This window comes from Bradyrhizobium sp. (assembly GCF_035484855.1).
Lineage (GTDB): Bacteria > Pseudomonadota > Alphaproteobacteria > Rhizobiales > Xanthobacteraceae > Bradyrhizobium.
Genome location: NZ_DATHOP010000201.1, coordinates 1 through 25129 on the forward strand (window position 1 = coordinate 1; position 25129 = coordinate 25129).

General features: G+C 65.4%; 21 protein-coding genes. 12 read left to right on the top strand and 9 right to left on the bottom strand.

All coding sequences use genetic code 11. The features are described 5' to 3' along the window. Positions 1-813 precede the first annotated feature (813 nt). Positions 814-1161, bottom strand: coding sequence for a BrnA antitoxin family protein (locus tag VK804_RS22635; RefSeq protein WP_325374370.1), 348 nt, complete (start codon positions 1159-1161; stop codon positions 814-816). Positions 1162-1571: 410 nt separating this feature from the next. Here VK804_RS22635 and VK804_RS22640 point away from each other — a divergent pair, with 410 nt between their 5' ends. The 4 genes from VK804_RS22640 (at position 1572) to VK804_RS22655 (ending at position 5066) form a co-directional block, all read left to right on the top strand. Continuing rightward, a complete protein-coding gene (locus tag VK804_RS22640) occupies positions 1572-2372 on the top strand; it encodes a UDP-2,3-diacylglucosamine diphosphatase (RefSeq protein WP_325374371.1) in 801 nt (266 codons plus the stop codon). Further along, positions 2372-3427, top strand: a complete 1056-nt coding sequence (locus tag VK804_RS22645) for a glycosyltransferase family 1 protein (protein WP_325374374.1) — start codon at positions 2372-2374, stop codon at positions 3425-3427. Before VK804_RS22640 ends, VK804_RS22645 begins: the two co-directional genes overlap by 1 nt. A gap of 52 nt (positions 3428-3479) precedes the next feature. After that, positions 3480-4469 (top strand): threonine/serine dehydratase, encoded by a 990-nt coding sequence (locus tag VK804_RS22650; protein WP_325374376.1) that lies wholly within the window; start codon positions 3480-3482, stop codon positions 4467-4469. A 189-nt stretch (positions 4470-4658) separates the two neighbouring features. Then, positions 4659-5066: a hypothetical protein gene (locus VK804_RS22655; protein WP_325374378.1), complete on the top strand. Its 408-nt coding sequence runs from the start codon at positions 4659-4661 to the stop codon at positions 5064-5066. A 22-nt stretch (positions 5067-5088) separates the two neighbouring features. Here VK804_RS22655 and VK804_RS22660 read toward each other — a convergent pair whose 3' ends face one another. After that, positions 5089-6222, bottom strand: coding sequence for a hypothetical protein (locus VK804_RS22660; RefSeq protein WP_325374379.1), 1134 nt, complete (start codon positions 6220-6222; stop codon positions 5089-5091). Positions 6223-6300: 78 nt separating this feature from the next. On the opposite strand from VK804_RS22660, the gene VK804_RS22665 reads away from it, so the two are divergent. Further along, positions 6301-7500 (top strand): MFS transporter, encoded by a 1200-nt coding sequence (locus VK804_RS22665; RefSeq protein ID WP_325374381.1) that lies wholly within the window; start codon positions 6301-6303, stop codon positions 7498-7500. Here the strand turns inward: VK804_RS22665 and dgcA are convergent. After that, positions 7470-8477, bottom strand: coding sequence for an N-acetyl-D-Glu racemase DgcA (gene dgcA, locus VK804_RS22670; RefSeq protein WP_325374383.1), 1008 nt, complete (start codon positions 8475-8477; stop codon positions 7470-7472). The genes VK804_RS22665 and dgcA overlap by 31 nt on opposite strands. A gap of 162 nt (positions 8478-8639) precedes the next feature. Here dgcA and VK804_RS22675 point away from each other — a divergent pair, with 162 nt between their 5' ends. The 3 genes from VK804_RS22675 to VK804_RS22685 all read left to right on the top strand — a co-directional run bounded on the left by VK804_RS22675 (position 8640) and on the right by VK804_RS22685 (position 11549). Next, on the top strand, positions 8640-9773 hold the full coding sequence (locus VK804_RS22675; RefSeq protein WP_325374384.1) for an ABC transporter permease: 1134 nt from the start codon (positions 8640-8642) through the stop codon (positions 9771-9773). A gap of 2 nt (positions 9774-9775) precedes the next feature. Beyond that, positions 9776-10546 (top strand): ABC transporter ATP-binding protein, encoded by a 771-nt coding sequence (locus VK804_RS22680; protein WP_325374386.1) that lies wholly within the window; start codon positions 9776-9778, stop codon positions 10544-10546. A gap of 118 nt (positions 10547-10664) precedes the next feature. Then, complete coding sequence (locus VK804_RS22685) at positions 10665-11549, top strand: MlaD family protein (protein ID WP_325374388.1); 885 nt, start codon at positions 10665-10667, stop codon at positions 11547-11549. A gap of 44 nt (positions 11550-11593) precedes the next feature. Here the strand turns inward: VK804_RS22685 and VK804_RS22690 are convergent, their stop codons facing one another. The 3 genes from VK804_RS22690 to VK804_RS22700 all read right to left on the bottom strand — a co-directional run bounded on the left by VK804_RS22690 (position 11594) and on the right by VK804_RS22700 (position 17860). Beyond that, positions 11594-12031 (bottom strand): PIN domain-containing protein, encoded by a 438-nt coding sequence (locus VK804_RS22690; RefSeq protein ID WP_325374390.1) that lies wholly within the window; start codon positions 12029-12031, stop codon positions 11594-11596. Beyond that, positions 12028-12330 (bottom strand): hypothetical protein, encoded by a 303-nt coding sequence (locus VK804_RS22695; protein WP_325374392.1) that lies wholly within the window; start codon positions 12328-12330, stop codon positions 12028-12030. The genes VK804_RS22690 and VK804_RS22695 overlap by 4 nt, the downstream gene beginning before the upstream one ends. A gap of 133 nt (positions 12331-12463) precedes the next feature. After that, complete coding sequence (locus VK804_RS22700) at positions 12464-17860, bottom strand: negative regulator of septation ring formation (RefSeq protein WP_325374393.1); 5397 nt, start codon at positions 17858-17860, stop codon at positions 12464-12466. Between the two features lie 407 nt (positions 17861-18267). Between VK804_RS22700 and VK804_RS22705 the strand changes: the two genes are divergently transcribed. Together VK804_RS22705 and VK804_RS22710 are read left to right on the top strand one after the other, a co-directional pair. Then, on the top strand, positions 18268-18645 hold the full coding sequence (locus VK804_RS22705; RefSeq protein ID WP_325374394.1) for an Hpt domain-containing protein: 378 nt from the start codon (positions 18268-18270) through the stop codon (positions 18643-18645). A gap of 120 nt (positions 18646-18765) precedes the next feature. Further along, positions 18766-19086: a 2Fe-2S iron-sulfur cluster-binding protein gene (locus VK804_RS22710; RefSeq protein ID WP_325374395.1), complete on the top strand. Its 321-nt coding sequence runs from the start codon at positions 18766-18768 to the stop codon at positions 19084-19086. Positions 19087-19231: 145 nt separating this feature from the next. On the opposite strand, the gene VK804_RS22715 is transcribed toward VK804_RS22710, so the two are convergent. Beyond that, positions 19232-19699, bottom strand: coding sequence for a thioesterase family protein (locus VK804_RS22715; protein WP_325374397.1), 468 nt, complete (start codon positions 19697-19699; stop codon positions 19232-19234). A gap of 165 nt (positions 19700-19864) precedes the next feature. Between VK804_RS22715 and VK804_RS22720 the strand changes: the two genes are divergently transcribed. Beyond that, positions 19865-20893: an NAD(P)/FAD-dependent oxidoreductase gene (locus VK804_RS22720; protein WP_325374399.1), complete on the top strand. Its 1029-nt coding sequence runs from the start codon at positions 19865-19867 to the stop codon at positions 20891-20893. Between the two features lie 145 nt (positions 20894-21038). After that, on the top strand, positions 21039-21626 hold the full coding sequence (locus VK804_RS22725; protein ID WP_325374401.1) for a DUF2147 domain-containing protein: 588 nt from the start codon (positions 21039-21041) through the stop codon (positions 21624-21626). A gap of 25 nt (positions 21627-21651) precedes the next feature. Here VK804_RS22725 and VK804_RS22730 read toward each other — a convergent pair whose 3' ends face one another. Next, the gene (locus tag VK804_RS22730) at positions 21652-23496 is read right to left on the bottom strand and encodes a hypothetical protein (RefSeq protein WP_325374421.1); all 1845 of its coding nucleotides are present in this window, start codon (positions 23494-23496) and stop codon (positions 21652-21654) included. Positions 23497-23822: 326 nt separating this feature from the next. Then, a complete protein-coding gene (locus VK804_RS22735; RefSeq protein WP_325374403.1) occupies positions 23823-24914 on the bottom strand; it encodes a YbhN family protein in 1092 nt (363 codons plus the stop codon). Positions 24915-25129: the final 215 nt, after the last annotated feature.

The window sequence follows — 25129 nt, forward strand, 5'->3', positions numbered from 1 at the left end:
TCACCCCCATCATAGCAGATCGAGGCACCCGAGACTTACGACCCATACGCTGTGCTCTCTCTGTTGGGAGACGCTGTTCGACGGCCTTCGCGCAACAACTACAGCCGGTGGCTATGGGTCCCGGCGTTCGCCGGGACGACGAACCGTCATTGCGAGCGCAGCGAAGCAATCCATCTTTGTTGCTCCATGGATTGCTTCGCTGCGCTCGCAATGACGTTAAGGCATGATTCCGCGATCTCGCCGCGAGCTACGCGCGAGGTATCCATTTATTTCCCGCCGTCTCGGAAGAAAGGGCGCAGGGAATGCCGGGCGCCCGATGCGCCCGATAGCCACGTGTGCAACGGGTAGTGGTAGAACGCACACGTGTTGTCAGGTCACACCGGAATCACCCGGCATTCCCCACGCAATGGCTTACGGCTTATTCCGTGATCTCCCCGGTGCTCGGGCTCTTTGGTCACCGTCACCGGCGCTGCTAAGCGCCAACTTGACACCAGCGTCGAGGTGCCAGGACCACACGGCTTCGCCGTCCGCGGTCTGCGCCATTCGTCAAAGGCACATCCGCGTCCACCGCATCCCGCCCCGCGTTTAGTGACGACCGCGAAACGCCCCCTCATAGTTGGGACGGGACAGGAAGCAATATAGGATAATCAGAATATTCGGCAAAGAAGAATATTTTTTCGAACGGGGCTTGACAGCCCCGGTCGGCGATGGCACGGCCACTTCGGAAGTGATTTGCCCGTCGGCGGTCGGGGGCGCCTCTCCAAGGGCTGGGGAGGGATGAGGAGCGCCGGCGCTCTTCGGTGCAGGGGAAACTCAACCCGCCTTCTTCTTTCCCACCGTCTTGCCGCGCGAAGGCGTCTTTGCCGCCGCCTTCTTCCTCGTCATGTGCGATTTCAGCGCGGCGCCGATGCGGGATTGGTAGCCGGGGCCGCTCTGCTGAAACCAGCGGAGCACGGCAGCATCCAGCCGCAAGGTGATCAGTTGCTTGGGATCGTCGGATTTCGGCCGTCCGCGACGGATTAATTTGCCGCCCCGATAGAGATCGGCGCGCTCGACCATCTCCTCGGTCAGTTCCGGCACCTCGTCATACTCGTGCGGCTGAATGACGTGGCGGTCAACCTTCTTCAAGTCGCTTCCCAAAGCGCGCTTTTTCACGGTCATTGGCTTTCCTCATCGAAAATACATGTCGCGCGTTGCCACGCGGCGTCCAAACCACGATCACCATTCGCCCGCGCAACAACCCCACGGTGATGACGTCCTCGCCCGCTTTGCCGGATCGAACGTGATCTTCATCGAATTATTGTAGCTACAAATAAGACGTCATCAAGGTCCCTTAAGAGGGAAATGGACCTGAAAACGCGGATCGACGGGTGCAGCAGCATTACCTTCCGCACCCGCCCGCCCCCTGTCGCTCGGCTGTCGCACGGCGCTGCTATTTCATCATCCGGACAAGCGGTTGATTGATTCGCGCCTTGCCGGCCGGTTCCCGGCGGCGGTTCCCTGGAAGCAGCGCGATTCGTCATCGCGCTGTCACGGGAATCGGCTAGCTGCTCGCGCATGGGAATGACGCTATGAGTGACGAGTTGCCGGAACGGCGCTTTCGCACTTTGTTTATCTCCGATGTCCATCTCGGAGCCCGCGGCTCGCAAGCCGACCGATTGCTCGACTTCCTCCGCATCCACGACGCCGATACCATCTATCTCGTCGGCGACATCGTCGACGGCTGGGCGCTGCAGTCCAACTGGTACTGGCCGCAATCGCACAACGACTTCGTGCAGAAGATGCTGCGCAAGGCGCGCAAGGGCGCCAAGGTGATCTACGTTCCCGGCAATCACGACGAGTTCCTGCGCAACTATTACGGCACCCATTTCGGCGGCATCGACGTCGTGGAAAACACCATCCATACCGGCGCCGACGGCAAGCGCTATCTCGTCATCCATGGCGACATCTTCGATCTCGTGGTGCAGAACGCGCGCTGGCTCGCCCATCTCGGCGACAAGGCCTATGATTTCGCGATCCAGATGAACCGGCTGGTCAACTTCTTCCGCCGCGCCTTCGGCGTGCCGTATTGGTCGCTGTCGCAATGGGCCAAGCTGAAGGTCAAGAATGCGGTGAACTATATCGGCGCCTTCGAGCAGACGCTCGCAGCCGAAGCGCGGCGCCACGGCGCCGACGGCGTGATCTGCGGCCACATCCATTACGCCACCATCCGCGACGAGCACGGCATCCGCTACATGAATTGCGGCGACTGGGTGGAAAGCTGCACCGCGCTGGTCGAGCACGAAGACGGCCAATTCGAGATCATCCTTTGGGCCGACCCGCTGCGCCGCGCGGCGCTGGTGGCGTCCCCGGTCGCGGCGCGCGCGGCCTGATGCGCATCCTGATTGCGACCGACGCATGGCACCCGCAGGTCAACGGGGTGGTGCGGACGCTGACCATGATGGCGGAAGCGGCCAAAACCTTTGGCGTCGAGGTCGGGTTTCTTACGCCCGACTCGTTTCGCACCTTCGCGCTGCCGAGCTACCGGGATCTGCGGCTGGCGCTGCCTGACCGCGCCAAGATCGCCCGGCTGATCGACCAGGCCCGCCCCGACAACATCCACATCGCCACCGAGGGTCCGATCGGGCTGTTGGTGCGCCGCTACTGCCGCCAGCAGGACTTGCCCTTCACCACGAGCTTCCATACCCGCTTTCCCGAATACATCTCGGCGCGCCTGCCGGTGCCGGAATCCTGGATCTGGAGGATGCTCCGCGCCTTTCACGGGCCGAGCAAGGCGGTGATGGCGGCGACGCCAGCGCTGGCGAGCGAATTACGCGCGCGCGGCTTTCGCAACGTGGTGCTGTGGCCGCGCGGGGTCGACACAAGACTGTTTCATCCGCGCGCCGCCGATCTCGGCGTGAAGCGTCCAGTGTTTTTGTGCGTCGGCCGCGTCGCGGTCGAAAAAAACCTCGAGGCGTTTCTCGAGCTCGATCTGCCCGGCACCAAGGTGATCGTCGGCGACGGCCCGGCGCGGGCCCAGCTTTCGCGAAAATATCCGCAGGCCGTCTTTCTCGGCTCCCGGCAAGGCGAGGCGCTGGCGGAAGCCTATGCGGCGGCCGACGTCTTCGTGTTTCCGAGCAAGACCGACACCTTCGGCCTGGTGCTGCTGGAAGCGCTCGCCAGCGGGCTGCCGGTGGCGGCCTTCCCGGTGACCGGTCCTCGCGACGTGATCGGCGACGCGCCGGTCGGCGTGCTGGACGACGATTTGCAGATGGCGTGTCTGTCGGCGCTGACGATTTCACCGCAGGATTGCGTGGAATTTGCCGCCGGACATAGCTGGGAAGCTTCGGCGCGGGCCTTTGTCGAGCACGCCACGACCCTTCGGGCCGCCGATCCGGAAGGCGAAGTGATGGAATTCGCGGCAGAGGGCCCGCATCTGGCGGCCTGAGTTCACCGGAATGCGTCTTGCCGGTCCGTCCCCTGCCGCGATACAAGCGGGCATGACGGAACCGACCTCACATCCGGCCATCGACGCCGCCGATATCGACGCGGCGGCGCGGGTGGTCGCTCCATTCGCGGTGCGGACGCCGCTGTTGTCATTCCCGGTGCTCAACGAGCGGGTAGGAACCAAGGTGTTCCTCAAGCCGGAAATGCTGCAGCGGACCGGCTCGTTCAAGTTCCGCGGCGCCTTCAACAAGCTGTCGTCGATCCCGGAAGCCAAGCGCGGCGGCGGCGTGGTCGCCTTTTCCTCCGGCAACCACGCCCAGGGCGTGGCGGCGGCGGCGCAAATCCTCAACATGCGGGCGACCATCGTGATGCCCAAGGATGCGCCATTGTCCAAGCGCGAGCGCACCAAGTCCTACGGCGCCGAGGTCGTGCTGTACGATCGCGACCGCGAGGATCGCGAGGCGATCGCGGGTAGCATCGCGAGCAAGCACGGCGCCACCCTGGTGCGCCCCTATGACGATCCCTTCGTGATCGCGGGCCAGGGCACCGCGGGCCGCGAAATCGCCGAGGACATGACGGCGCTGGGGCTTGCTCCCGACATCGTGGTGGCGCCGGCCTCCGGCGGCGGCCTGATCGCCGGCGTCGCCACCGCCATCAAGGCGCGGTTTCCCAATGCCAGACTGATCGTGGCGGAGCCCGACGGCTACGACGATCACGGCCTGTCGCTGCGCGCCGGCCATCGCGAAGCCCATCACGCCGCAAGCCGCACCATCTGCGACGCGCTGATGGCGGCAATGCCTGGCGAGATGACGTTCTCGATCAACAGCAAGCTGCTGGCGCAGGGCGTCACCGCGACCGACGCCGAAGTCGGCGCCGCAGTTGCCTATGCCTATCGGGAACTGAAGCTTGTGGTTGAGCCCGGCGGCGCCGTGGGGCTCGCCGCCTTGCTCGCCGGGCGGATCGATACGCGTGGCAAGAACGTCGTCATCGTGCTGTCGGGCGGCAATGTGGATGCGGATTTGTTCGCGAAGCTGGTGGCGTGACTGTTTCTCCCTCGCCCCGCTCTTCGCGGGGAGAGGGTTGGGGTGAGGGGCTCTCTCAGCATCGGGACTCGCGGAGAGTCCCCCTCACCCGAAATTCGCTACCCGCGAATTTCGACCTCTCCCCGCAAGCGGGGCGAGGTGACGGAACTCGCAGCAGCTCGGCCTGTCGATCCGCGAAGGACGCAGCAAATGACGAGGAAGCTGTTGCTGGCGGCTAGTTGCCTGACGGGCTGCGCGGTCGCCTGGAGATACCTGCACGTTCTCGACGGTACCGAATTCGCTGCCGGTGAAGTCACCGGGCCGCTTCTTGTCGTGCATTTCATGGGCAGCGTGTTGTTTGTTTTCGCGCTCGTGCTCGCCTTCATCCGTCCGCGAATTGCGGCACTGGGCGCGTTGGCGGCCTCGCTATTGTGTTTGCCGATCTATCTGTATTTCGTAACCCCCGGCTTCTTTCGCTGGATGTTTCCGGATGATTATTCGGGCGCGGCGGATTCGGATTTCGTCTGGGAGGGCTGGGCGGCCACGGGCATCCTGGCCTTTCTGGTCATCGCCTGTCTTTCCGGAACCTGGCTGGCGCGGACCGGGAATCGGCCGTGATGGAAACCCTGAGCAGGCTTTTTCACGAGAAGAACGCGATCTTCTCGGCCTGGCTCATGCGCCGGATCGGCGCCAGCGGATCGGAGGTCGAGGAGGCCTGCTTGCGCAGGATGCCCCGGGCGATCAGGCTCGAGCCAAGGGAAGGTTCAAGCGAAGGTTCAAGGGAAGGTTCAACAGCAGGTTCAAGCGCGGGTTGAAGCGATGCCTGAACCGGCGGAGACTCCTGTGCGGCTATCGGCTCAGACGTCGCGGCAACGACGATCGGCTCGGCCGGCCGCGGCGCATCGATTTCATCGGCGGCAGCATCAGGGGCGTCGTCGGCATAAGCGGGATCGGGGGCGGCCATTTCGAGCGCGATCCTGTCCAGCAAGGCTTCGTCGTAAGCCTCGCTGGTCTCAAGCGTTTCGCTCGCCGCTTCAGCCGGAATTTCCAGCGCTTCAACCGTTGCATCAGCGGCTTCGAGCGGCATCTCGGCGGCCTCAACCGCTGCATCAGCGGCCTCCGTCACGGCGTCTACAACCTCGACCGTTGCGGCAACGGCTTCCGCCGGCGCCTCCTCCGATGCGACGCTGGAGTTTTGCGGGATAACGGCCTCGGTGGCCTGCGGGATTGCCGCCTCGCCATCGCCGAACGCGTTGATTTCAGCCTTGATCAGGTCGAAGGCGGCGTCTAGCGCCGCTTGCGGGCTGTGTGAGGCGATTTGCCCGCAGGCGGCTTCGATGGCGCCGACCTGCGAATCCAGCAGATCGCAGATCCGGCCGTCGGCGCCGATTTCCCGCCACCGCCAGGAGATTTCCCGGATGATCCGCGCGCCCTTGCGGACCGGCGCCAGATTCTCCTCGAGCGCGAGGCCCTCGACGGCTGAGTGAGCGACGGCCTGCGCCTGGTCGACCGCGCGGCGGATCGCGGCCAATACCTCCTCGAGACCCTCGTCGGCGGCCTCTCGCTTGTGCGCGGCGATGGTGTGTTCGATCCGCTCCACCGCATCGAGCACCATGCGGGTGTCGGCGTTGCGGTTGCGCTTGGCGTATTCGCCGAGGAACCAGCGGCCGCGCGAGGTCTCCATGAAGGCCTGGCTGATCGCCTCATAGTCCTCCTCGCTCGGCAGGCTCGCGCGAGCGGAGATCGGAGACAGGGCAAATGCTTCGTCGGCCATTCTCAAAACTCTACCGCGCAAATCAGCGCGCGTTACGCTAACGATCACCATGATATCAAGCGAATCGCAATTGGTTTGATGCCGACCGAATCACAAATCCCCATCGCATCTCAGGCTGCGCGGCGGCGATTCGCAACGCGGCTGGCGCTGTTTTACGGCACCTCGTTCGGGCTGATCGGCAGCCATCTGCCGTTTTTCCCGGTCTGGCTGAAGGCGATCGGGATCGACGCCTCCTGGATCGGCATCATCACGGCGGTGCCGGCGGTGACGCGGTTCACGATCCTGCCTGTTATCACCGGGCTTGCCGAGCGGCGCCGGTCGCTGCGCGGCGCGCTGATCATCACCTCGTTTGCGACCGCGCTCGGATTTGCTGTGGTCGGGACCCAGCATCTGGCGCCGCTGGTATTCCTTGCCTATGCGGCGACCGCCTGCGTGTGGACGCCGATGGTGCCGCTGACGGACGCCTATGCGCTGCGTGGCGTGGCGCGCTACGGCCTCAATTACGGGCCGCTGCGGCTGTGGGGCTCGGCGGCCTTCGTGGTCGGCGCGCTGGCCTGCGGGCTGCTGGTCGAGGTGATCGCGCCGCGGCACCTGATCTGGGCGATTACCGCAGGAGCAGCGCTGAGCACCATAGCCGGTCTCGGGCTAAAGCCTCTGGACCATCCGAAGCCGTCAGGGGTGGCGGTGCATGGCGACGGCGCCCTGCTGCGCAACCGCGGCTTTCTCGCCGTCATCGTCGCGGCCGCGCTGATCCAGGGCAGCCACGCCGCCTATTACACCTTTGCCTCCATCACCTGGCAGGGCGCGGGCCTCGACGGGCTGACGATTGCAGGACTTTGGGTGCTCGGCGTACTCGCCGAGATCGTGGTGTTCGCGCTATCGCCGCGATTTGCGCTGCCGCCGTCGGTGCTGGTCGTGATCGGCGGCCTTGCCGCGGTGGCGCGCTGGCTGATCACGGCGCAGGAGCCCTCGGTCGCGGTGCTGTCGGTGGTGCAGCTCGCGCACGGGCTGACCTACGGGCTCACGCAAGTCGGTACCATGGGGCTGTTGGTGCGCCATGTCCCGGCCCACACCATGGCGCGGGGGCAGGGCTATTACGCCGCCTGCAGCGGCATCGTCGCATCAAGCACATCGATCCTGTCAGGCGCGGTCTTTGCGCGCTACGGGCAGGGCGTCTATTACGTGATGGCGGCGATGGCGTTTTCGGGCGCGCTCGTGATGTGGTCGGCGCGGCATCTCCTAACCGATCATCCCCACAATGCCGCTTCGGGCGGATAGATCAGGCTGCTTTCGTAGCGCAGGCCGTCGTCGCGGTCGCGCACGAGCAACAGCGGACCGTCGAGATCGACAAAACGCGCCTGCGGCGTCAGCAGCATCGCCGGCGCCATCGACAGCGAGGTCGCAACCATGCAGCCGACCATGATCTGAAATCCGAGCGCCTGTGCGGCGTCCGCCATCGCCATCGCTTCCGTCAGCCCGCCTGTCTTGTCGAGCTTGATGTTGACGGCATCGTAGCGGTCGCGCAGGCCGGCAAGCGATTTGCGGTCGTGCACACTCTCGTCGGCGCAGACCGCGATCGGCCTGCGGATCTGCGCCAGCGCTTCGTCCTTTCCGGCGGGAAGCGGCTGCTCGACCAGGGTGACGCCGGCGGCCGCGCAGGCGGCAAGGTTTGGTTCGAGATTGTCCGCCGTCCAGGCCTCGTTGGCATCGACGATCAGTTCGCACTCGGGCGCGGCCGCCCGCACCGCGGCGATCCGCATCCCGTCGCCGTCGCCGCCGAGCTTGATCTTCAGCAGCCCGCGCTGCGCCACCCTGGCGGTCGCCGCCGCCATCGCCTCCGGCGTCCCCAGCGAGATCGTGTAGGCGGTGACGCACGGGGCGGGCGCGGGGCGTCCGAGCAGGTCCCAGGCCCGCTGGCCCGCGGTCTTGGCCTCGAGGGCCAGCAGCGCGCAATCCAGCGCGTTGCGGGCGGCTCCGGGCGGCATCAGGGCTTGCAGGCCTTCCCGGTCGAGCCCCCCTGCGAACGGCTCCCGCATGGCCTCGATGGCGGCCAGCGTGGCTTCCACCGTCTCGCCATAGCGCGGATAGGGCACGCATTCGCCACGCCCGGCATGCCCGCCCCGGCTGATCTCGGCCACCACCGTCACGGCCTCGGTCTTGGCGCCCCGGCTGATGGTGAAGGCGCCCGCGATCGGCCAGCGCTCGATGCGGGCGACAAGCATTGGCAACCGGCCGGTCATCTGGCTTGATGTCATTTCAAGGTCTGGCTGGAAGTCGTTTTAATGTCTGGCAATTTTTGAACCGTATGCTTGGGAGGCACAACCAAGTATGACTGGTTGGGGGCGTGCTCTACAAGGCGGGCGGCGGGTGGCGGGACTTATCCGGGATTGCAAAGACAAGGCGCGGGAGGCGGCCAGGTGAACGGCGACCCGACATTGGAGCAGATTGCGCGCGGCAATGGCCTTGCGCTGTGCGCCGCGGGCACCTGGACCGCGCGCTTTGCTCCCGATCTGGAGCGCATCGTGGCGGATGCCGAAAAGCTCGCCGGCAGCCGGCCCAATATCTTCATCGACGTGTCGCAAGTGGCAAAACTCGACACCTTCGGCGCCTGGCTGATCGAGCGGCTGCGCCGCAGCCTGACCCAGGGCGGCGTGGAGGCCAAGATCGCCGGCCTGTCGGCGAATTATTCGAGCCTGGTCGACGAGGTCCGCCGGGTGAAGGCAAGCCCCGCCGTCGGCACCTCCGCGATGACGATCACGGGGATGCTGGATCAGATCGGCCGCAACGTGGCCGGCTTCGGCACCACCCTCGTCGGTCTGGTCGACATGCTGGGCGCGGTCCTGGTCGCCAGCGGCCGGGTGCTGATCCGCCCGAAGGGATTCCGCCTGACCTCGACGGTGCATCATCTGGAGCAGGTGTGCTGGCGGGCGGTGCCGATCATCGTGCTGATCACGTTCCTGATCGGCTGCATCATCTCGCAGCAGGGCATTTTTCATTTCCGCCAGTTCGGCGCCGACATCTTCGTGGTCGACATGCTGGGCGTGCTGGTGTTGCGCGAGATCGGCGTGCTCTTGGTGGCGATCATGGTGGCGGGCCGTTCCGGGAGCGCCTACACCGCCGAACTCGGCTCGATGAAGATGCGCGAGGAGATCGACGCGCTGCGCACCATGGGGTTCGATCCGATCGAGGTTCTGATCCTGCCGCGGCTCTTGGCGCTGGTGCTGGCGCTGCCGATCCTGGCCTTTCTCGGCGCCATGGCGGCGCTGGTGGGCGGCGGGCTGGTGGCGTGGGGCTATGGCGGCATCGATCCCGAGGCGTTCATGCTGCGGCTGCGCGACGCGATCTCGATCGATCACTTCACCGTCGGCATCGTCAAGGCGCCTGTCATGGCGGCCGTGATCGGGATCGTCGCCTGCGTCGAGGGGCTGGCGGTCGAGGGCTCCGCCGAATCGCTCGGACAGCACACCACGTCCTCGGTGGTGCAGGGCATCTTCTTCGTCATCGTGATGGACGGCGTGTTCGCGATCTTCTTCGCCTCGATCGGGATTTGACGATGGCTCCCGAAATCCAGAACGCCATCATCCGGGTCCGCGATATTTCGGTGCAGTTCGGCTCGACCAAGGTGCTCGACGGGCTCAATCTCGACGTCAAGCGCGGCGAGATCCTGGGCTTCGTCGGCCCCTCCGGCGCCGGCAAGTCGGTGCTGACGCGCACCATCATCGGGCTGGTGCCGAAGACAAGCGGACGCATCGAGGTGTTCGGCATCGATCTCGATGCTGCGAGCTCCGCCGAGCGGCGCGGGGTCGAGCGGCGCTGGGGCATCCTGTTCCAGCAGGGCGCGCTGTTCTCCTCGCTGACGGTGCGCCAGAACATCCAGTTCCCGGTGCGCGAATATCTCAACGTCACCCAGAGGCTGCTCGACGAGATCACGGAGGCGAAACTCGGCATGGTCGGGCTCAAGCCCGAGGTGGCCGACCGTTTCCCCTCCGAGCTCTCAGGCGGCATGATCAAGCGCGTGGCGCTGGCGCGCGCGCTGGCGCTCGATCCGGAGCTGGTGTTCCTGGACGAGCCGACCTCGGGCCTCGACCCGATCGGCGCCGGCGACTTCGACGAACTGGTCCGGACCCTGCAGCGCACTTTGGGGCTGACCGTTTTCATGGTAACCCACGATCTCGACAGCCTTTATACCGCTTGCGATCGTATCGCCGTTTTAGGGAACGGTAAGATCATTGCCGCAGGATCGATGGCCGACATGCAGGCCTCGCAGCATCCCTGGTTGAGGGCCTATTTCCACGGCAAGCGTGCCCGCGCGGTGATGGGTTAGCGCATGATCCCGAAAAGTGGGTACCGGTTTTCGGGGGAGATCATGCGCAAAGAGAGTGATTCGACGGCACTCATTCAGCGCAGCTGGATGAGAGCCTAGTAGCGGAGTTTTTGAGTCGATGGAAACGCGCGCGAACTTCGTGCTGATCGGAGCGTTCACCCTGGCGGTGATCGCGGCCGCGTTCGGCTTTGTGCTCTGGTTCCAGTCGCTCCACACCACCAAGGCGCGCAGTCCCTTGCGAATCGTGTTCGAGGGCCCGGCCGCGGGCCTGCGCAATGGCGGCAGCGTCAATTTTAACGGTATCAGGGTAGGGGAAGTGATCTCCGTCAAACTCGACAACCCGCGTCGCGTTGTCGCGCTCGCGATGGTCGAGAACAACACCCCGCTCCGCAAGGACACCCTCGTCGGCCTCGAATTCCAGGGGTTGACGGGGGTTGCCGCGATCTCGCTGAAGGGCGGCGAGGAGGCAGCGCCCCCGGTGCCGCTCGACGAGGACGGCGTGCCGACGCTGACCGCCGACCCGAACGCGCTGCAGGACGTCACCGAAGCGATCCGGGGCACGCTACAGAACATCAACCGGGTGGTCGCCGACAACCAGCAGGCGGTGAAGAACTCGCTGCATAATCTGGAAACCTTCACCAACTCGCTGGCGCGCAATTCCGAGAAGATCGACGACGTCATGGCCAAGGTCGACGGCGTGATGGGCAAGGCCGACAATCTGATGCTCGGGCTCAACACGCTGGCCGGCGGCAAGGAGGGCGGCGAGCTGTTCCTGGCGGTGAAATCGATCCGCGAACTGGCGGAGGATTTCGACAAGCGCTCTGGCGCCCTGATGACCGACGGCCGCAAGACGCTCGGCGACATCAGCCGCGCCGTGAACAATTTCGACCGCAACCCGACCCGCGTGCTGTTCGGCGCCAGCAACAACGCGCAACCGGCGCAGGGCGAGGCGCCCAAGCCGGTCGCCGCCCCGCCGCCCGCGGGCGAGAAGAAGCGGCCGTAGGGACACGACGCGCGTCCCACAAAGCATGCGGCTTGATTGGCTGGCTAATCCGCTCTGCTGCCGCGAAGTGGATTGACGAACTTCAGTCCTATAAAATCCTTCTCATTATCGGTTGCGATGACGCATTCGTTGACCTCGGCGACCGCGGCAATCATCATGTCGAGCGCGCTTCGGGGCCGTCCCTTGGCTGTGCCGTCAGCCATCAGCCGAGCCCAAATGAGGGCCGCCTTCTCGTCGAACGGGAGCACTCGACCAGGGAAGAGCGCCTGCGGTCCTTCCGGACCGTTAAACCAGGCCTCCAGCAAAGCGCGTTTTCTTCCGGCGGGCTTTTCCAGCAAGCCCCGCCGTATTTCTGCAATGGTCAGCGCTGAGATGAACAGGTCAGTGTCAGCCTGTTCCGCCATCCATGCGAGAAGGGTGGTGGATGGGTTGGGCTTTATGACGTTGCTGATGATGTTGGTGTCGAGGAGATAGCGCGTCACAGGTCGACCTTGCGGCCAGGTTCACGCGAACGAGCCAGATTGATGTCGGCCCCGACCAGCGGTGAGCGACGCAACGCCGCGAGGATGCCGCCCTTCTTGGGAGCTTCAGCGGCAATGGTTTGACTTACCGCTGCTCGAATCCGTGCCGCCTCGGGGTCGTCCTCTGCAAGCCGCTTTGCCAGGGATCTGATGAGGTCACGGTCGGCATCGAGGCCGAGAACTTCAAATCGTGCCATGCCGCGCTTGACCAGCCGGGTCCGATAATTCCGCAGTGCTCGCTTTTGTGCAGTATCACCCATGGCCGGCTTTCAGCTAAATTATATCCAGATATATATCCAGATTTTGCGCTTTTGCAAGCACGCGCTGCACGCCAAAAACAAAAACGGAGGCATTGCTGCCTCCGTTTGCTTTGTCACGCGATGTGCAAAACCCTTACCCCAACCGTCCCGCCGCATGTGCGAGCAGCGTGTAGACCAGTCCGGTCTCCGAAGTCAGATGCCCGCGCAGCACGGCCGGTCCGCGCTCGTCGCGGGCGACTTCGTCGAGCAGGCGCTCGAACTCGGCGATATAGCGGTCGACCGTCTGCTTGAAGGCGCGGTCGGAGCGGTATTTGCGGGCGACCTCGTCGAAGGCCTTTTGTCCCGCCGGCGTGTAGAGCCGCTTGGTGAAAGCCTTGCTCTCGCCGCGCTGATACCGGTCCCACATTTCGGCGGCGAGGTTGCGGTCCATCAGGCGGCCGATGTCGAGCGACAGCGATTCCAGCGGATTGCCGCCCGTGCCCTGCTGCGGCGGGCGGCCGCGCGGGGGCGGGGCCTCGCGATTGCCGCCGCCATCGGTGCGGCTGAGCAGGTCGGAGAGCCAGCCGTCGCGTCCCTGGTCGGAGCTTGCCGGCGAGACCGGCGGCGCTTCGGTGCGGCGCGAGGCGGGCATGCCGAGGTCGGGCGGCGGCAAGGTCGACGCGCTGCCGGCATCGCGCATGCGCGGCGCAGCTCCACCGCGGCCGCCGCCGGCGGCCATCAGGGCAGGCTCTTCCTCGCGCGGCCGGCTTTCGCGCCCGGAGCTCACGACGTCGAGGCCGCGGCCATGATGGGCGACGATGCGGTTCAGTTCCGCCAGCGCCTCGATCTGGTCGACGATGACTTTCCGCATCTGCGCGGTGCTCTCGGCGGCTTCCTGCGGCATTTCCAGCACGCCGCGGCGCAGCTCGTTGCGGGTGGCCTCGAGTTCCTGCTGCATCTCGGCGGCCATCTGCTTCATGCCCGCCACCATGCTGGAGAACCTCTCCGCCGACTGCTTGAACATCGCATCGGCTTCCTGGGTGCTCTGCTGGTAGATTGCGCTCATGGTCTGCGCGGTGAGCCGGCGTTCCTCTTCGGCGTTATCGCGCACCGCCTCGAACTGGCGGCTGATCGCGGCCGAGCCGGCGCCGGCGGTTTCCGCCACCACGCGGGCGATGTCGCGGGCGCGCTCTTCGGCCGCGGCCAGCGATTCATCCAGCAGGCTGGTGAAGCGCGACAGCCGCTGGTCAAGATCGGTGGTGCGCAGGTCGATGGTGGTGACCAGCGATTCCAGCATCGCCTTGCGTTCGGCGACGGAGGTGGTGGTGCTGCGGTTGCTTTGCTCGACCACGGCCGCGGCCTCGACCAGCGCCTGGCCGTGATGTTCGAACTGGCTGGACAGCGAGCCGAGATCGGCAAGCGCCTTGGAGGTCTTGGTGTTGAAGACGCCGAGCTGGTCCTCCAGCGTTTGCGTGGCGGCCCCGTTGCGCGAGGTGACGTCGTTCATCGCGGAGACGAAGTCGGCCACCCGTGTGACCAGCGCGCGCTCCAGCGAATTGAGGTTGTCATGCGCCCCGGTCAGCACTTCCTGCAGCAGGATGTTGCCTTCGCGCAGCCGCTCGAACAGGGCGACCGTGTCGGTACGCAGGATCTTGCTGGTTTCCTGCATCTCGGTGACGGCCGCGATCGAGACCTGGCGCGACTGGTCGATCGCCGAGCGCGAGGACTGCTCCAGTTCCTTCAGCGACTTGTTGACGGCGCTGGTGGCGAGCTCGCCGGCGGAGGTGATGGTGCGCGCGACCTCGGTGCCGTGGCTCAGCATCGACTGCGAGAAGGTCTGGCCCCTGGTCTCGATCGCCCGCAAGGCGTCCGAGGTGACGCGGTCGACGTCGACCGTGAGCTGGTTGGTCTTGGAACCGATCGCCTCGACCAGCGAACCGCGCTTGCCGTCGATCATCTGCGACAGCCGATCGGTCTGCTGCTGGACATAGGTGACGATCTCGTCGGCCTTGCCGGTCATGGTCGAGCCGAACGCGCCCGAGGCGGCGAGCACCGAGCGCTCGACTTCCGCCGAGGTCGACTTGACCCTGGAGGAGACCTCGTTCGACGCGGCGACCAGCGCGCTCTGCGCGTTCAGGGCGCTGGTCTGGATGTTGTCGGTGGTACTGGCGGTGACCGCCGACAGCGACCGCTCGATCTCGGTCGAGATCGTCTTGATCTGGCTCGCGGCGTCGGCCGAGGTCGCCTGCAGCGAACCTTGCGCTTCGCGCGCGCTGCTGAGAATCGAAGCGGCGGTATCGGCACCGACCGAAGTCAGCGTGCGCTCGACATCTGCTGCCAGCGACTTGACGTGATTGGCGGCGTCCGACGAGGCGTTGACCAGCGTGGTCTGGGCCTCGCGGGCGCTGGCGGTGATCGTCTCGGCAGTGGAGGTTCCGGCGATCGACAGCGAGCGCTCGACGTCGACGGCGAGCGACTTGACGTGATTGGCGGCATCCGAGGAGGCGTTCACGAGCGTGGTCTGCACTTCCCGCGCGCCGGCCAGGATGGAGGCGGCGGTGGCGTTGCCGGCGGCCGAGAGCGTGCGTTCGACATCGCCCGACAGCGACTTGACCTGGCTTGCGGCATCGCTCGATGCCGTGAGCAGCGTGCTCTGGGCTTCGCGTGCGCTGGCGACGATCGACTCGGCGGTCGAGCTGCCGGCGATCGACAGCGAGCGCTGCACGTCGGCCGTGAGCGACTTGACGTGGTTGGCGGCATCCGAGGATGCGTTGACCAGCGTGGTCTGGACCTCGCGGGCGCCGCTCAGCACCGAGGCTGCGGCGGCGTTGCCGGCAGCCGAGAGCGTGCGCTCGACGTCGCCGGACAGCGTCTTGATCTGGTTGGCGGCGTCGGTCGAGGCCGTCACCAAAGTCGATTGCGCGTCGCGGGCGCTGGTCAGGATCGAGCTGGCGGCGCCGCTGCCGACCGCGGTCAGCGCGCGCTCGACTTCCGCCGAGGTCAGCTTCAGCTGCGCGCCGACGTCGGAGGAAACCGTCAACAGCGACTGCTGGGCGGCGCGGGCGCCGGTCTGGATGGTCTCGCTGGTGTTGACCACCAGGTTGGTGAGCGAGCGCTCCGCGTCCTCGACATGGGAGCGGATGCTGGCGGACAATTCCTCGGCGCGCGTCATCAGGCCGTCGCTGGCCTGCCGCCCGCTGCTCTCGATGCGGCCGGCCACGGCTTCGACGCGCGAACCCAGGAGGTCCTCGAACTGGGCGATGCGCATGTCGATATCGGCGGCGACCGCGCCGACCCGGGTTTCGATGCCCTGGTGGATTTCCTGGAATCGCGCCGTGATGGTGTCGGTGAGCCCGGTGCTGCGGCCGTCGATGGTCTGGGTGACGCTGGTGATGCGCTGGTCGAGGGCGTCGACGGCCTGGGTCGTGCCCGAGGTCAGCGAGGTGGTGAGGTGGGTGAGCCGGGAGTCGATCGACTGGATCGCCTGCGCGGTGCCGCCGGTCAGCGAGGAAGTGAGCAGGGTGAGGCGCGAGTCGATGGCGTGGATCGCTTGCGCCGCGCCCTCGGTCAGCGACGAGGACAGCGAGCCGAGCCTGGTGTCGATGGTTTCGGTCACCGACTTGGCGCGGGTGTCGAAAGTCTGTTCCAGCGATTTGAGACGGCCGTCGATGGTCTCGGTCACCGACGTCGCTCTCGTGTCAAAGGTGTCTTCCAGCGATTTGAGGCGGCCGTCGACGGTCTCGTCGAAGGCCTTGATGCGGCTGTCGAGCGAGGTGTCGAGATGGGCCACGCTGGTCCCGAGCGTGGTTTCGAACTGCAGCAGGCGCTGGTCCAGCGACGCGGTGATCTGGCCGCCGTTCGAGCTCAGGCGGGTGTCGAAATTATCGACATAGTTCTTCAGGGTGTCGGCGATATCCTGGGTGCGGCTTCCCATGCGCTCGACGATCTCGCCGCCGAAAGTCTTCACGGTGCGGTCGAATTCCGAGATGTGGCGGGTGATCAGGGCGCCGAGGGTGCCGCTGTCGCGGGCGAATTTCTCCGCCAGTTCGCCGCCCTGGTCCCTCACCAGCTCGTCGAACGCGCTCATCTGCAGCGAAAGCGAGTCGTGGGCGGTCTCGGTCTGGGTGACCACCTTGGCCACCAGCGAGTTCACGGTGACGTCGAGCGCTTCGCTGGCCTTGTCGCCGGAGGTCAGGATGCGGGTCGCCAGCCGATTGCCGGCCTCGTCGATCTTGTTGACGAGATCGCCCGAGCGCAGTTCGAGCTCGAGCAACAGCGAGTCGGAGGAATTCTTCAAGGAATCGTGGACCTGCTCGGTGCGGTCGGAGATGCCGTCGACAATGGTGGAAGAGCGCTGCTCGAACTCGTTGGTGATGCGGTCGATGCGCTCGTTCAGCATTTCGTGGACGCGGTCGGCCAGATCGACGAACTCGTCATGGACGTGCCCGGTCTTGAAATTGAGGCTGGTGGTGAGGCGTTCGGAGGCGTCGAGCACCGCGCGGGTGGTCTCGGCACTGGCTTCCTCGAGGCGATCGAGCAGGTCGCCGCCGCGCTCGCCGAGCGCAAGAATCATGTTGTCGCCGGCATTGCTGAGCGCGCCAGTGATGTGGGCGCCGCGTTCTTCCAGCGCGCCGGTGATGCTCTTGGCGACTTCGTCGACGCGCGAGGCGATCGCATCCGAGATCAGCGCGATATCGTGGCGCAGGTCGATCTGCACGCCGGAAATGGCGCTGCGGACCTGTTCGGCCTGGCCGACCAGATTGTCGCGCTGGTGGGCGATGTCCTGCAGCAGCGCGCGGATGCGCACCTCGTTGTCGCTATAGGCGCGCTCCAGCGCCGAGACTTCGTTGGCAACCAGCGTTTCCAGTTCGCCGGCGCGCGCGATCGCGCGCTCGACGCCGTCGCCCATCGCCGCGACCTCGCGGCGGATCGCCTGACCGACGGTGACCATCGAGTCGCTTGCCGCACCCTCCGGTTCGGAGAAACGGATCGCAACCTGCGCCATCGACTGCGCGATCATGCGCATTTCCTGGCCGCGCCAGGCAAGGCTGGCGAGGAAATAAAACAGCATCACCGGTGCGAAGAACAACGCGACGAGGCCGGCCAGCACCAACAGGCCGCCGCTCTGACCCACCGCGGACTGCAGCGAGGACATGAAGGTGAAGCTCAGCAACCCGCAGATCGCGATCCAGACGACGGTGACGACGGTCGCGATCGTGAACATGCCGCGGGCGGGACGGCCCTTCTGGATCGCCTGCAGAATCTGCCCGATGGTTTCGCGGTCGTCATTGGCGGCGCGCCGCGTCGAGCGCGGCTCTTCGATCGGCTCGAAGATCGGCCGGTCGGCGCTCGGGCGGGTATCGAATGCGGGCTCGTTAAATGCGGGCTCGTTATAGGTCGTCGTCGAGGACGAAGCCGGCGGCGTCACATCGCCGCGCACCGAGCCGCGCGCGTTGTCCGAGATCGGACCGTCGCCGATGTTGAGGGCTTCCTGAATGGCAGAAAGCGCGACTTCAGTAGGGTCTTTGACCTTTTTGGGATTGTTCGCCATGTTCAGCCTGAGCCCTCGTGTTACTTGTACGCATCCCCGAAAATCTTGCGCGAGCGCCCTCGCCAAGCCTGAAGCAGGGCACATGCCCTGCGCCGGTCGCGCAGGCGCTCCCAGCGGCCGGGCTTGTCCGTTGCCACCCGGAAACATCCTATGGGCAAGGCGACGCGAATGAAATGCCCGCGATTAATACAATCTTAATCATCGTTAACAGCACTGCGCCGTAAGGTCTTACTGTTCCACAAAAATCTCGTTCGTCCCCGGACAATTGGGTCAACTCTTCGCCGAAAACAAGGCGAACTTGCGGCGCCGAACCTGTCAGTCGGCGAAAACGTTTCGTTAACCCTTTTCATGATTGGCTGGCTGAAACTTCGCGGCCGGGCCGGCCGGGCGAGGAGTGGATTATCGCCATGCCGCTTCATGTGGAACGGATTGACTGGATGCCATCGCCGCCGCTCGCCCCCGATGACGGTCCGATCGATATCGACCATCTCGCGCGCATGACGCTGGGCGATGCCGGCCTCGAGCGCGAGGTGCTGGCGATGTTTTCGGCGCAATCGGTTGGGCTGATCGGCAAGCTTTCGAGCCTGCCCGACGATGCACCGGCGCTGGCGCATACGCTGAAGGGTTCGGCGCGGGCCATCGGCGCGTTTCGCGTCGCCGAGGCTGCCGCCCGTCTCGAGGCGCTGGTCGCAAAAGGCGGCGATCCGGCCGAGGCGCTCGTCGAGCTCGACGACGAGGTCGCGCAGGCCCGTTCCGCGATCTCTGCGATCCTGCGCCGGTCCTGATCCCCGAGCCTCGTGGCCGGCGGCAAACCGCGCCGCAGGTTTTTGCCCCCACCGCTAGCGCTGCGCGGATCGACCCGTTATAGGACAGCCGGACCCCCTTATCCGGCAGTACGAGCAAAAATGGCCAAGATCAGCTTTGTCGACCATACCGGCGAAACCCGAACCATCGACGTCGAGAACGGCGCCACCGTGATGGAAGCGGCCATTCGCAACGCCGTTCCCGGCATCGAGGCCGAATGCGGCGGGGCCTGCGCCTGCGCCACCTGCCATGTCTATGTCGACGAAGCCTGGCGCGAGAAGGTCGGTCCGCCCTCGCCGATGGAAGAGGACATGCTGGATTTCGGCTTCGACGTGCGGCCGAATTCGCGGCTGTCATGCCAGATCAAGGTCAGCGACGCACTCGACGGCCTGGTGGTCTCGACCCCGGAGCGGCAGGCCTAGATTGTTCTCCCTCGCCCCGCTCTTGCGGGGAGAGGGTTGGGGTGAGGGGCTCTCTCAACGAGTCGGACTCGCGGAGGCTCCCCCTCACCCGGCGCTTCGCGCCGACCTCTCCCCGCAAGCGGGGCGAGGTGGCTTCGAGAACGCTTTAAAACTTCGGCTGCGCGATCTCCACGCCGCGGCGCAGCCAGGGCTGGAAGGCCCTGACGATCTCTTGCGTCAGCGGCGTCGGCTTGCGGGTGGCTTCGTCGATCAGCACCGACACCGATTGCGCCGAGGCGACGCATATTCCTTCCGAGAACACGACCTGATCGAAGGTCACCGAGGTGCGGCCGAATTTCGAAAGCCCGAGTCCCATCTCGATGGTGCCGGGCCAGCGCAGCTCGGCGCGGAAATGCATGTCGAGCCGCACCATCATCCAGGCCAGCCCCGCAGGCATCAGCCCGTAGCTGCGGTCCTTCATCAGCGTCACCCGGCCGGTCTCGAAATAGGTCGCGTAAACCGCGTTGTTGACGTGCTGATTGGGATCGAGATCGGCAAAGCGCACATTGTCGGTCAGCCGGTAGGGAAAATCCTCCAGGCGCGGCGTGGCATCGAGGCGGGCGGGTGCATTCACGGGGCTTACTCTCCACTGTGATGTCCTTACAGCGCAGTTGTCGAATGGCGGCAAGGGGTTGCCGCCGCCCCTGGCCTCATATTATGGCTTTCCTCAGCCCGCCGCCTTGGCTAGACAGGCGCAGCCAAAGCGACCTGCCGGCTGTTCAACCCGAAAAGAAGCGATATGAGCGAAGCGATCAAAACCGACGTGCTGATCATTGGCGCGGGCCCCTGCGGACTGTTTGCCGTTTTCGAACTGGGGCTGCTCGATATGAAGGCGCATCTGGTCGATATTCTCGACAAGATCGGCGGCCAGTGCGCCGAGCTCTATCCGGAGAAACCGATCTACGACATTCCCGGCGTCCCCTACGTCACCGGCCACGGCCTCACCGAGGCGCTGATGGAGCAGATCAAACCGTTCAACCCGACCTTCCATCTCAACGAGATGGTGGAGAAGATCGAGAAGATCGGCGAGCCCGCCTTTCGCGTCACCACCGATGCCGGCCAGGTTTTCGAGTGCAAGGTGGTGGTGATCTCCGCCGGCGGCGGCTCGTTCCAGCCGAAGCGCCCGCCGGTGCCGGGGATCGAGGCCTATGAAGGCAGTTCGGTATTTTATTCCGTGCGCAAGATGGAGCAGTTCCGCGGCAAGGATCTGCTGATCGTCGGCGGCGGCGATTCCGCGCTCGACTGGACGCTCAATTTGCATCCGCTCGCCAGGCGCGTCACGCTTTTGCACCGACGCGACGATTTCCGCGCAGCTCCCCACAGCGTCGAGCAGATGCGCGCGCTGGTGGCCGCCGGAAAACTCGATCTGAAAATCGGCCAGGTCACCGGCCTCGAGGGCGAGGCGGGCCAGCTTACCGGCGCCACCGTCAAGGGCAACGACAACAGCGTCTCGAAGGTCTCCTGCGATACCCTGCTGCCGTTCTTCGGGCTGACCATGAAGCTCGGGCCGGTCGCGAACTGGGGCATTGCGCTGGAGAACAGTCTGGTCCCGGTCGAGACCTCGGCCTTCGAAACCAGCGTGCCCGGGATTTTTGCGATCGGTGACATCAACACCTATCCCGGCAAGCTCAAGCTGATCCTGTGCGGCTTCCACGAGGGCGCGCTGATGGCCCAGAAGGCGTACCGTTACGTGTATCCGGACAAGCGGCTGGTGTTCCAGTACACGACGTCGTCGTCGAGCCTGCAGAAGAAGCTCGGGGTCAACTGACGGGGGCGATTCGATTTTTCTTGCGTCACTTTTATGGCGGTGTTGGCCACCTTGCGGGCCCGAAGACCGGGCCGCGGCACTGGAACCATCCGCGAAATGGCCTTAGTCTGGGGTCATTGTTTTGTGGATTGATCAGGTGGTGACGATGTGGACTGCGATCCCCAGATTTCGGCTGGCGCTCCCGTTGATAACAGCTCTCGCGCTGCTATCCGCCGTGCTGTCTCCGCTGCGCGCCGCTGAGCCGTCGGCCGCGGGACTGTGGCAGAAGATCGAGGACGGCAAGCCCGTGGCCTGGTTCCTCGTGGTCGATCACGACGGCATCTTCGAGGGCGTGATTGCCAAGACGTTCCTGCTGCCCGGCGAAGACCCCAATGTGATCGATCTCTGCACCAAATGCACCGACGATCGCAAGGACGCGCCGGTGCTCGGCATTTCCTTCATCCGCGACATGAAGCGCGATGGATTGAAGTATGAGGACGGCAACGTGCTCGATCCGCGCGACGGCAAGATCTATCATGCCAAGATGACGCTGAGCGCCGACGGCCAGTCGCTCACCATGCGCGGCTATCTCGGCATCTCGCTGTTCGGCAAGGATGAGATCTGGAACCGGCTGCCGGATACGGCGATGGCCCAGGTCGATCCGGCGATCATCGCCAAATACCTTCCGGCACAGGCCGCGGCGATGAAGCTGCCGGGCGCGGCCAAGTCGCCGGTCGCCGTGAAGAAGAAGTAAGCCGCCGCGCGAAGGCTGTGCAGCCTCAAGGGGAATCGGGCGCAACGGGTGGCGCAGGCTCGGCCGTCAGTTCGGGCGCCGCTCCGAGTTGCAGCACCGAGGTCACCGCCGGCAGCGTCGCGTCCGCCATCGCGGCGTTGCCTTCGGCGGAGGGGTGCACGGCGCCGCCATAGACGGCGGAGAAAATCCCCCAGGTCGCATCATGGATGTCGGCGGGCTGGCTCGAGGTCGGCAGCCCCTGCGGATAGGTCATCGCCGCAAAGTAACTGTCGTTGGCGTCGCGGATCCAGCGCGCGCGCGGCAGGTAGGCGCGATATTCGGAGGCGCTGCGGCCGCACAGCATCGGCTGGTTCGCCGCCGTGACGATATCGGGATTGAAGCTTTTTCCCTCCGGCGAAAAGCACTCCCGGTCGAATTGCGGATCGCTCTCGGCGCTGGCGCAGAAGCCGTGATCGGCGAACACCGCCTGATGGCTATCGACGAAGGTCATGCGGTCGGAGGCGGGATCGCCGCAGAGGATGCCCGACTGGCACAGCGCCAGCGCCTTCAATTGCGGCAGGAATTCCCGGTCGACGTAGTTCGACACGTTGGCGAGCCGCTTCGGGTCGGCGTTGAAGGAGGGATGAATGTCGAAACCGGCGCGTCCGCCGGGGCAGGGCGCGCCGCTGCCCGATAGCGTCGGGTTGGCGTAGGACACATACACCACACGCGACAGGTCGCCGCCGACCAGCGGCTTCAGCGCCTCGCGCAGCCGGCCGAAACTCTGCGGCAGGTCGCGCGTCAGCGCGGCGCGGGAATCGTCGACCGATCCGATCACGCCGGTGCGCCTGAACAGCGCGCGCTCGGTCGGCGTATCCACGATCACGTCGGCGACCAGCCCGGAGAAATTGATGTCGTTAGCGCCGATCGACAGCAGCACCAGATCGAGCTTGCGGTCGGGCTGGCGTTTCTGCGCGGCACTGAGCGCGGCGCGCAATTCGGCCAGCTGCGCGTTGACCGTGCCCTGGCAGGTGGCGGCGGATTTGGTCGGCAGGCATTCACGCGCGCGCTGCGGGCCGAGCAGCCCGTCGGGAATGGTGGCGCCGGTGCAGGCGAGCGGCAGATAGGTCACCGCGATATGCGGATACTGGACCGCGAGCGTGAGCGCGGTGCGGGTCTGGTAGCTGTACAGCGACCGATGGCAGGCGGAATTGAGCCACAGCGCGCTCTGGTGTTGCCAGTTCTGCAGCGTGTCGGGAGCTTCGCAGGCGCGACCGCCCTTGTAGCCGGCGCGGCTCGGACGATAATACTGCGCGGCTGCGCTTCCCAGATAATAGCGGAAGCAGAAACCTTCGTCCGCCAGCGCGATCGCCCGGTCCGGATTGCCTTCGCCGGATGCGATGCTGTCGCCGAGGCCGGCGATGAAGATATCGCGGACCGCGATCTCGGTCGTGACTCGCCGCGGCGGCTCGGGCCCGGAGGAGACGTCGACCGACGCAACCGTGGTGCGGCCATAGCGCACGCGCAAGTTGACCGGCTCGGTGCAGTCGAAGGTGGAGGTTTGCGGACCGTCGCCGTCGTCGAACGACCAGCCGCAGGTCGCGCCGACCGGAACCTCGCCGGTCAGGCGGATGGTGACCGGATGATCCGCCGGCGTCAGGTAGTTTTCCTTGACCTTGTCGCGGGTGCAGGGCTCGCTGACGCGGCCCTGCAGATCGATGCAGAGGCGGTTGACCATATTGCGCGCCCAGCCGCGGCCGTCGCTGCGCACTTCCAGCGACTGCTCGGAAGCGAGCGCGCTGTGGCCGGCCTCGCTCTCGGCATGAAGCAGGAAGTCACGTTCCTCGCGGAACAGCCGGAAGCGGTTGCGGACTTCCCACGAAATCTGCATCGGGGTATCCGGCGCGACCGTTGTCGTCGCCGGCGCGACTGTTGTGGTCGCGGGCGCGACCGTTGTCGTCGCCGGCGCGACTGTTGTTGTCGTCGCCGGCGCTGCATCGGGGGCACTCGGCGAATCCGGCGGAGGGGGCGTCGGCGCCGGTTGTGCCGCCGCCCACGGCGGCTGCAGCACGCCAAGCGCTACCGCGAGCAGCGCGCCTGCGATCATCGGACGGAAGCGAATTCGGACCATGATGCGTTTGACGTTACGCTTGAGGCGGAAATAAGAGAGCGGCCGAAGAATCCGGGGCGTCCGGGAGGCGACAGCCCGAATCTTGTCTAGCGCTGCGCCTGCCGGCGTTGCACCGGCTGCGGCTGCCGGCCCTCCAGCGGCTGCACCGCGGCGGAGGCGGGGAAGCTATCGTTCAATTCGCTCAAGCGGCGGCGTTCCTGCCAGGGTTTCACCACGTTGAGCCAAAGCTCGCGCGTTCCCATGATGCTGATCGCGATCGTGAACGGAATCAGGAAATACAGGATCCGGAACACCAGCAGCGTGGCCAGCAATTGTTCCCTGCCGAATTGCGGCAGCGCGACCAGCATCGCGGCGTCGAATACCCCGAGGCTGCCGGGCGCATGGCTGGCAAAGCCGAGCAGCGTCGCCAGGATGAACACCACCGCCAGCGAAATGAAGTCGATGCCGGGATCGGCTGGCATCAACAGATACATCGCCATCGCGCAGAAGCCGAGATCGACCATCCCGATCAGGACCTGCAGCAGCGTCAGCCGCGCCGAGGGCAATACCACCTTCCAGCCGTTCTGGCCGAGCTCGCGCCGATTCTCGCCCGACACCAGCCAGATGAAATAGGCCGCGATGCCGGCAAGGCAGCCGATCGCGATCAGCCGGTTCACCGCCGACGGCAGCAGGTCCATCGCCGAGGCGGCCCAGGGGTGCAAGGCCATGCCGAAGCCGAGCACGACCAGATTGCCGAGCCAGAAGGTCAGGCCGGAGAGAAAGCAGATCTTGGCGACGTCGATGGCGCTCAAGCCATAATCCGAATAGATCCGGAAGCGGATCGCGCCGCCGGTGAACACGGTGGCGCCGATATTGTGGCCGATCGTGTAGCTCGTGAAACTCGACAGCGCCGCGATCCGGTAGGGCACATGCTTCTTGCCGATGGTCCGCAGCGCGAAGAAATCGTAGAACGTCAGCGTGCAGAATGCGCCGACCACGCAAAGCGCTGCGAGCGCGATGTGGTGCGGCGGCAGTTCGGTCAGCGCAACCAGGATCACGCCGGTGTCGACGCCGTGCAGCGTACGCACCAGCGTGGTGATCGCAAAGGCGATGATGATGAGGCTTGCCGCGATACCGAGCCGTTTCCAGCCGATCCGTCTCTTGAAGCCACGCCCCAGCGCGGTCAGCAGTCCGTGCATTCATCCTCCCGGCAGGGCGGCAACGAGTTGCGAGCCGTTTTCAGTCGATTGACGGACAAGCGGCGGCCAATCGCACATTCATGCTTAGACACATAAGGCAAAAACACAGCGTTGTGCAGTCCTTGACAACGCCGGCTTCGGCCCTGGACAGGCCGAACCGTCACTTGTCCTAGATATGCCCGGGCACCACGGATTCGAGTCCCGCTTAGACCTTG

Coding starts and splice junctions, on each gene's coding strand:
- VK804_RS22635 (WP_325374370.1), bottom strand. CDS start 1,161: ATGACCGTGAAAAAGCGCGCTTTGGGAAGCGACTTGAAGAAGGTTGAC.
- VK804_RS22640 (WP_325374371.1), top strand. CDS start 1,572: ATGAGTGACGAGTTGCCGGAACGGCGCTTTCGCACTTTGTTTATCTCC.
- VK804_RS22645 (WP_325374374.1), top strand. CDS start 2,372: ATGCGCATCCTGATTGCGACCGACGCATGGCACCCGCAGGTCAACGGG.
- VK804_RS22650 (WP_325374376.1), top strand. CDS start 3,480: ATGACGGAACCGACCTCACATCCGGCCATCGACGCCGCCGATATCGAC.
- VK804_RS22655 (WP_325374378.1), top strand. CDS start 4,659: ATGACGAGGAAGCTGTTGCTGGCGGCTAGTTGCCTGACGGGCTGCGCG.
- VK804_RS22660 (WP_325374379.1), bottom strand. CDS start 6,222: ATGGCCGACGAAGCATTTGCCCTGTCTCCGATCTCCGCTCGCGCGAGC.
- VK804_RS22665 (WP_325374381.1), top strand. CDS start 6,301: ATGCCGACCGAATCACAAATCCCCATCGCATCTCAGGCTGCGCGGCGG.
- dgcA (WP_325374383.1), bottom strand. CDS start 8,477: ATGACATCAAGCCAGATGACCGGCCGGTTGCCAATGCTTGTCGCCCGC.
- VK804_RS22680 (WP_325374386.1), top strand. CDS start 9,776: ATGGCTCCCGAAATCCAGAACGCCATCATCCGGGTCCGCGATATTTCG.
- VK804_RS22685 (WP_325374388.1), top strand. CDS start 10,665: ATGGAAACGCGCGCGAACTTCGTGCTGATCGGAGCGTTCACCCTGGCG.
- VK804_RS22695 (WP_325374392.1), bottom strand. CDS start 12,330: ATGGGTGATACTGCACAAAAGCGAGCACTGCGGAATTATCGGACCCGG.
- VK804_RS22700 (WP_325374393.1), bottom strand. CDS start 17,860: ATGGCGAACAATCCCAAAAAGGTCAAAGACCCTACTGAAGTCGCGCTT.
- VK804_RS22705 (WP_325374394.1), top strand. CDS start 18,268: ATGCCGCTTCATGTGGAACGGATTGACTGGATGCCATCGCCGCCGCTC.
- VK804_RS22710 (WP_325374395.1), top strand. CDS start 18,766: ATGGCCAAGATCAGCTTTGTCGACCATACCGGCGAAACCCGAACCATC.
- VK804_RS22720 (WP_325374399.1), top strand. CDS start 19,865: ATGAGCGAAGCGATCAAAACCGACGTGCTGATCATTGGCGCGGGCCCC.
- VK804_RS22725 (WP_325374401.1), top strand. CDS start 21,039: ATGTGGACTGCGATCCCCAGATTTCGGCTGGCGCTCCCGTTGATAACA.
- VK804_RS22730 (WP_325374421.1), bottom strand. CDS start 23,496: ATGCAGATTTCGTGGGAAGTCCGCAACCGCTTCCGGCTGTTCCGCGAG.
- VK804_RS22735 (WP_325374403.1), bottom strand. CDS start 24,914: ATGCACGGACTGCTGACCGCGCTGGGGCGTGGCTTCAAGAGACGGATC.